This is a genomic window from Halomonas sp. 707D4 (genome assembly GCF_024158685.1).
Taxonomy (GTDB): Bacteria; Pseudomonadota; Gammaproteobacteria; order Pseudomonadales; family Halomonadaceae; genus Vreelandella.
In genome coordinates, this window is record NZ_JAMZBD010000183.1 from 1 (window position 1) to 5893 (window position 5893).

General features: G+C 64.7%; 8 protein-coding genes and 1 pseudogene. 3 read left to right on the plus strand and 6 right to left on the minus strand.

Going from position 1 to position 5893, the window contains the following annotated elements:
* The 3 genes from BIS11_RS09360 to BIS11_RS09370 form a co-directional block, all read left to right on the plus strand.
* Window positions 1-639: TRAP transporter large permease (locus tag BIS11_RS09360; RefSeq protein ID WP_253585963.1), on the plus strand; the 639-nt coding region annotated here is incomplete at its 5' end.
* Between the two features lie 24 nt (window positions 640-663).
* Window positions 664-2268 carry a gamma-glutamyltransferase gene (ggt, locus tag BIS11_RS09365; protein WP_253425241.1) on the plus strand — a complete coding sequence of 535 codons (1605 nt, stop codon included), beginning with the start codon at window positions 664-666 and terminating at the stop codon, window positions 2266-2268.
* A gap of 22 nt (window positions 2269-2290) precedes the next feature.
* Window positions 2291-2944, plus strand: coding sequence for a TetR/AcrR family transcriptional regulator (locus BIS11_RS09370; protein WP_253425244.1), 654 nt, complete (start codon window positions 2291-2293; stop codon window positions 2942-2944).
* Here BIS11_RS09370 and BIS11_RS09375 read toward each other — a convergent pair.
* The 6 genes and pseudogenes from BIS11_RS09375 to BIS11_RS09400 form a co-directional block, all read right to left on the minus strand.
* Entirely contained in the window at window positions 2941-3687 is a 747-nt protein-coding gene (locus BIS11_RS09375) for a YoaK family protein (protein ID WP_253425247.1), read from the minus strand. The genes BIS11_RS09370 and BIS11_RS09375 overlap by 4 nt on opposite strands.
* Window positions 3688-3859: 172 nt before the next feature.
* A complete protein-coding gene (locus tag BIS11_RS09380; protein WP_253425250.1) occupies window positions 3860-4174 on the minus strand; it encodes a DUF6482 family protein in 315 nt (104 codons plus the stop codon).
* Window positions 4175-4187: 13 nt separating this feature from the next.
* Window positions 4188-4403, minus strand: coding sequence for a DUF2945 domain-containing protein (locus BIS11_RS09385; protein ID WP_253425254.1), 216 nt, complete (start codon window positions 4401-4403; stop codon window positions 4188-4190).
* Between the two features lie 132 nt (window positions 4404-4535).
* Window positions 4536-4832 (minus strand): DUF1330 domain-containing protein, encoded by a 297-nt coding sequence (locus BIS11_RS09390; protein ID WP_253425257.1) that lies wholly within the window; start codon window positions 4830-4832, stop codon window positions 4536-4538.
* Between the two features lie 22 nt (window positions 4833-4854).
* A complete protein-coding gene (locus tag BIS11_RS09395; protein WP_253425260.1) occupies window positions 4855-5532 on the minus strand; it encodes a type 1 glutamine amidotransferase domain-containing protein in 678 nt (225 codons plus the stop codon).
* Window positions 5533-5710: 178 nt separating this feature from the next.
* A pseudogene (locus BIS11_RS09400) lies at window positions 5711-5893 on the minus strand (cupin); the annotation flags it as partial.

The following is a 5893-nucleotide window of genomic DNA, read 5'->3' on the forward strand; positions in this document are numbered from 1 at the left end:
GAGGCGTCCTGGGGGCTCGGGGTGCCGGTGGTGGTGCTCGGCGGTATCTATCTCGGCGTCTTCACGCCCACCGAAGCCGCCGCCGTCTCGGTGGTCTATGCGCTGCTGGTCTCGGCGCTGATCTACCGCGAGAAGAGCCTCAAGGAGCTTTTCCTCAGCATGGTGGAGGCGGCGACCACCACCGCCCAGGTGATGATCATTCTGGCGGCCGCCTCGGTGCTGGCCTGGTTTCTGACCAGCAACGGCCTGGCCACCCAGCTTGCCAACGCCATCCTGTCGCTTTCCGAGAACCCCTACCACATCTTCTTGCTGATCAACGTCACGGTGCTGATCGCCGGCATGTTCCTGGATGCCTCCTCGATCATGGTGATCCTCGCGCCGCTGTTCTACACGGTGGGACTGCGAGTGGGGATCGACCCGGTCCATCTGGGTGCCGTACTCACCGTCAACGGCGCGATCGGCATGTTCACCCCGCCTTTCGGGCTCAACCTGTTCGTGGCGGGCACGCTCAAGGGTGTCGACTACGTCCAGGCGGTGCGCGGCGCGCTGCCTTTCATCGCGATCGCCCTGTTCGCCCTGATGCTGCTGACCTACGTTCCGGCGATCAGCATGTGGCTGCCCAACGCGGTTTACGGCTAGTCCGCCAGCACAAGGAGTTGCAACTTGGTCTTTTCGACGCGAAATGATTCACCGGCGCTGGCCCACTCCTTCGAGGGCGTGGTGACCAGCCCGCACACGCTGGCCACCGACGCGGGGCGCGAAGTGTTGCGCCGGGGTGGCAACGCGGTGGAGGCCGCGATCGCCATGGGGGCGTGTCTTGGCGTCACCTACCCGCACTTCACCGGGCTCGGCGGCGACGCCTTCATGATCATCGCCGATGCCGACGGCGGCGTGCGAACGCTCTCGGGCATCGGCCAGGCGCCGAAGGCCCGGCTCGATCTTTCCGGCACCTTGCCGGCCCGGGGGGCGGGCTCCCTGCTGACCACCGCCGCCACCGTGGATACCTGGGGCCAGGCCCACGAGATTTCGCGCCGCCAGTGCGGCGGCACGATGAGCTGGCAGGCGCTGCTGGAGCCGGCCATCGCGCTGGCTCGCGACGGTTTCGAGGTCAGCCCGTCGCAGCGCTTCTGGCTCGATTTTCGCCGCGACGAGATGGCAGAGCTGCCCGGCGTGCGCGCGCTCTTCATGCCCGACGGCCGACTGCCGCAAGAGGGCGATACCCTGCGCCAGCCACGGCTTGCCGCCTCCCTCGAGGCGATCGCCACGCGCGGCCACCGGGAGTTCTACGAGGGCGAACTCGGCGCGCGTATCGCCAAAGGGCTCGCGGAAGCCGGTTCGCCGCTCACCGCAGTGGACCTGGCGGCCACCCGGGCGCGCATCGAGGCGCCGCTGTCGGTGGCCTACCGGGGCGGGGTGCTTCTCGCCCATCGTCCGCCCACCCAGGGCATGACGACCCTCGAGATCATGGGCATCCTCGAGCGCTTCGACCTAAGCGGCATCGAGGAGGGGAGTGCCGACTACTACCATCTGCTGGTCGAGGCGGTGAAGCGCGCCTTCCTTGATCGCAACGCGCACCTGGCCGACCCGGATTTCGCCTCGGTGCCCGTCGAGCGGCTGCTGGGCACCGCGCACCTCGACGCCCAGGCGGCGCACATCGACCCGGCCCGGGCGCTTGACTGGCCGCCTCCTTACCAGCACGGCGATACGGTCTACCTTGCGGCGGCGGACCGGTTCGGCAACGCCGTCTCGATGCTGCAGACGATCTACTACGATTGGGGCAGCGGCGTTACGGCCGGCGATACCGGCATCCTGTGGCACAACCGCGGGGCGGCGTTCAGCCTCGACCCCAACCACCCCAACGTGCTGGCGCCGGGCAAGCGGCCCTTTCACACCTTGAACCCGGGCATGTACCGGGTGAACGGCAAGCCGCGCCTGCTGTACGGCACCCAGGGCGCCGACGGCCAGCCGCAGACCTTGGCGGCGGTGCTCACTCGCTTGATAGACTACGGGCTGGACCCGCTCAGCGCGCTCAAGGCACCGCGCTTTCTATTGGGGCGTACCTTCTCCGATGGCCGCGATACCCTGAAGCTCGAAGAGGATGCTGGGGCCGAGGTCGTCGCCGAGCTGGCCCGGCGCGGCCACCAGGTGAGCCTGCTGTCCGCGCAAAGCGCGTTGGCGGGCCACCCCGGGGCGGTGCTCCTCCACCCGGAGAAGGGGGCCTTCGCCGCCCACGACCCGCGAAGCGACGGTATCGCACTGGGCCTCTAGGGCCAGCAAAAAGGAGGAATGGATGAGCCCGAACGAGACGACGAGCCCTCGGCGCCGCGACGCCCGGGAAACCCGCGAGCGCCTCTTGCAGGCCGCCACGCGGGAGTTCTGTGAGTATGGCTACGATGGCGCCCGCATGCAGCGCATCGTGGCCGGCGCCGAGTGCAACGTGCGCATGGCCTATCACTACTTCACCGACAAGGAGGGGTTGTATCTCGCCGTGCTCGAGCGGGTCTACGAGGAGCTTCGCACCAAGGAGCAGGCGCTCAACCTGGGCGGGCTCGAGCCGGTCGCGGGCATGCGCGCGCTGGTCGAGTTCACCTTCGATCACATGGCCGGGCACCCGGAGTTCACCAGTCTCGTGCGCAACGAGAATCTATTGGGCGGGCGCATGCTGCGCAAGTCCAGCCGGGTGGTTCAGCAGACCACGCCGCTGCTGGGCATGATTCGCGAGACGCTGGCGCGCGGCGAGGCCGCCGGGGAGTTCCGCGCCGACGTGGACCCCACCCAGCTTTACCTCTCGATTCTTTCGCTTTCGATCACTCACATCAACCAGCGCGACACCCTCTCGATCATTTTCGACGAGGATCTGGCGGCGCCCGCCTGGCTCGCAGAGCGCCGCGCCCACGCGGTGGACGTGATCCTTTCCTACCTTTGCATCGTCTCCTGCGATTAAAGCGATGGCGCCCGCCGCGCGACCATGAGCTTGCTGGCGGTGCGCACCGTGATCATGATGGCGCTTGCCGCCACCACCATCAGAAACACACCGAGCGCCAGCATGGCCTGGAAGCCGAACAGGTCGAACAGCAAGAGCCCCGCGATACATCCGCTCAGAAACGAGAAGATCGTGGTCAAGTGGGTATGCAACTGCTTGCGGGAAAGGTACCGCTCCTGAGCCTTGCCACGAGAAAAGAATGACGAGACGAACGAGCCCAGCGCGATGCCCGCATCGGTTAGGGTGCCGGTCACGTGGGTGGCGCGCACTCGCCCGTTGGAGAGCTGGGTCGAGGTCGAGTTGTGTACCCCCATTAGAAAGCCCAGGGCCAGCAGCACCTCGGAATTGAAACGTGGGGAGTACATCAGGATCTCGAACAAAGAGATGCCCACCAAGGCCACTCCTTCCGCCAGCAGGATCAGACAGAAGATGGTACGGATCTTTTCGCCCAGTACCACGGTTATTCGGGCCAGCATTCCACCGGTCACGAAGGCCAGCAAAAGCAACGCCAGAAACACAAAGCCGAAGGTATCGGCACTGACCACTTCGTCGGAGATCTGCGAGACGTTGCCGCTCATGTGGGAGGGCAGAAAACCGAAAGCCCCCAGGGCCATGGCATTGAGCACCCCGGCGGCAGTGGCCAGCACCAGCGCCAGGCAGCGGTCTTCGGTATGGGATCGAGCCTTCTTCCTTTTGATCAGCAAAATACGTCTCCAGCGTCCATGTCGGGTCGATACTTGGGATACCCCAAGAGAAGAATAGTTCTCATCTAATGCAGGGATCAATGGAGGATTGTTCGAGCCGGCCTGTCATCGCCAATAAAAAAAGCCCTTTCACCAGGAAAGGGCTTTTTCATTCAAAAGAGGAATCGCTGGCTTACAACCCGGCGTGAAGCGACAGCGGTGTCTTGTGGGCTTCCTGACGAGCGTCGAGGCCAATCATTTCGTCGTAGGGCACTTGCTGTACCAGAAACAGGGGAAGGGCTTCGAAGCCGCCAGCATCGATCAGCATCTTTCGTGCCTCCCCCAATGACTGGGGCCGAAGGGGCTGACCGTGTTCGTCCTCGAGAACCTCCTCCTCGCCACTTTGGGTCAACACCCGCAGAACGAACACATCTCCCTCGTGGGACTCGATATGCAGCTCCTTGATGGCGGATTGGCCCGTCAGCTGTTTGAACCGATCAAATTTCATGACGCTCTCCCGGCTAGGCCTTTTTGATCTCGGTATGAAGTTTCAGCACCCGACTGCCGTCTTCCTGCTTGATCAGGTAGGCCGGGTTCTTCTCGCTCCCCTTGCGCGTCACTTCGCTGCCCTGAAGCTTGCGCGTGACCTCCTCATGGTATTTCTTGGTGACCTGGCCCTTGGCCCAATTGTCTCCCCACTTCCATTTCACCCATTCGCGCTGCTTGAAATCCGCCATCGTCACTCTCCTGTACAGTTATTTTACAATAATTGTACATGAGGCGCGTTTTGGCAATGAGTGCCCCCATGAATACGACAAGGCCGCTCGCCCGAGGGGCGAACGGCCTTGTCGCGAGCAAAAGGCCGAGGCTTACATCGCCTCCAGCCCCTCCACGATGAACACCCGGTAGTCGGCGCCCTGGAAGCGGTGGCGACGCGCATCCTGGTAGGCGTCGCTCTGGTACCAGGCGCGGGCGGCGGCCATGTCGTCAAAGCGCAGGATCACCGCGCCCTCCATGTCACTTCCCTCGAGCACTTCGAAATCGCCGTAGAAGGCGAGAGGCTCTGGGTCGTGGCCTTCGCGGGCGGCCTTGGCCTTGGCACCGTACTGCGCCAGTTCGTCGGCGTCGTGGGTACGTTCGCGGGTCAGTACGACGTAAGCGGGCATTCCATTCTCCTTGGGGTGGTCATCAGGAAAGACGTTTCAGCAGCGCCTGGGCAGTCGCCTCGGAAGAGCCCGGGTTCTGGCCGGTGATCAAGAGACCGTCCTCCACCACGTAGGCACTCCAGTCATCGCCCTTCGAGTACTCGCCGCCTTGCTCCTTGAGCATGTCCTCGACCAGAAACGGTACCACGTTCACGAGCCCCACGGCGTCTTCTTCGCTGTTGCTGAAGCCGGTGACCTTGCGACCGGCGACCAGGGGCTTGCCGCCTTCACCTCTCACGTGGCGCAGCACGCCCGGCGCATGGCACACCGCCGCGACCGGTTTGCCGGCGGCTAGGGCGTCCTCGATCAGGCGCACCGAAGTGGCGCTTTCGGCCAGATCCCACAGCGGGCCGTGGCCGCCGGGGTAGAAGATGGCATCGAAGTCATCGAGGTCGACGTCGTCGAGCTTGCGGGTGTGGGCCAGCGCGTGCTGGGCGTCGAGATCCTGCTTGAACCGGTTGGTGGCTTCGGTCTGGGCATCCGGGGCGTCGCTCGACGGGTCCAGCGGCGGCTGGCCGCCAGCGGGAGAGGCCAGGGTCAGCGCGGCGCCGGCATCGAGGAAGGCGTAGTAGGGTGCGGCCAGCTCCTCGAGCCAGAAACCGGTCTTCTTGCCGGTGTCGCCCAGCTTATCGTGGGAAGTCACGACGACGAGAATGTTCATAATGGGTTCCTCTTTTCAGTGGGTTTGGGCGTCACTAGAGCGTAGGTGGCTTTGCAAGCGCCATCCAGCGCCGCCCGGGCGTTTCAGGGACGAACCGCGGGCTCGGCGATCGCCGTCATGGCCGCGAGCCTAGATCAAAATAGACTGGTCGTCTATATGCGGATGCAGTCGATGAGCATCACGCCGACCTTGGCCAGTCACCGCCCAGCGGCGCACCGAACGGGTCGCGTTCGGGGGTGGGTACCCGGGCAATTCGCGCCTCAACCGTCGGCATCCTCGCCGGGTCGCCGCGCTCGAGATCCGGCTGCTGGCCCGTCGGGTAAGCGCCGACCATGCAGAAGTCGCCTTCATCCGAGAGGCA